At 44.9% G+C, this 534-nt stretch carries 1 pseudogene; it reads left to right on the top strand.

The annotated features are described in order from the left end of the window. Positions 1-534, top strand: a pseudogene (locus tag CYP05_RS07550) (NADH-quinone oxidoreductase subunit C); the annotation flags it as partial.

Genomic DNA, 534 nt, shown 5'->3' on the forward strand with positions numbered 1-534 from the left:
TTCCATCAGTTACTCCGCTTGTGCCAGCTTGTGCTTGGAATGAGAGAGTAGCTTATGATATGTTTGGACTAGTAGCTGAGGGTCTGACTGATACAATACGTCTATAATTAAGTGATGACTGGCCAGACGGCGTTCACCCACTTAGAAAAGACGCTATGGACCACAGCTACCGCCCTGATCCACTAGATCACAGACATCTGCCCGATTCCGAATTTTTCTTCCCAACAGGTGTCGCAGTAGAGGACGAACCACTTGGACCACTACACGTTACATCTGACGAGCCAGACCACATTTCACTTTTCTGTGTTGGCCACGAGATCATCGATGCTCACTACTTCTCATTTTGCGAACTCCGCGGGCTGGAGATGCTAGCTGTAAATAGTATTACTTATGTTCTAATGTGCTCTCTTGCAGAGAGCGTTTGTGGAATTTGTGGTGATGCTCACGCGATTGCGTGTATTGAAGCTTCAGAAATAGCTGTCATTCTTGAAATCTCTCTACGATTTCAAGTTCTACTTGTTATCGTTTTTTTAT

The sequence above is a fragment of the Campylobacter concisus genome (genome assembly GCF_002913545.1).
Taxonomy (GTDB): domain Bacteria; phylum Campylobacterota; class Campylobacteria; order Campylobacterales; family Campylobacteraceae; genus Campylobacter_A; species Campylobacter_A concisus_AV.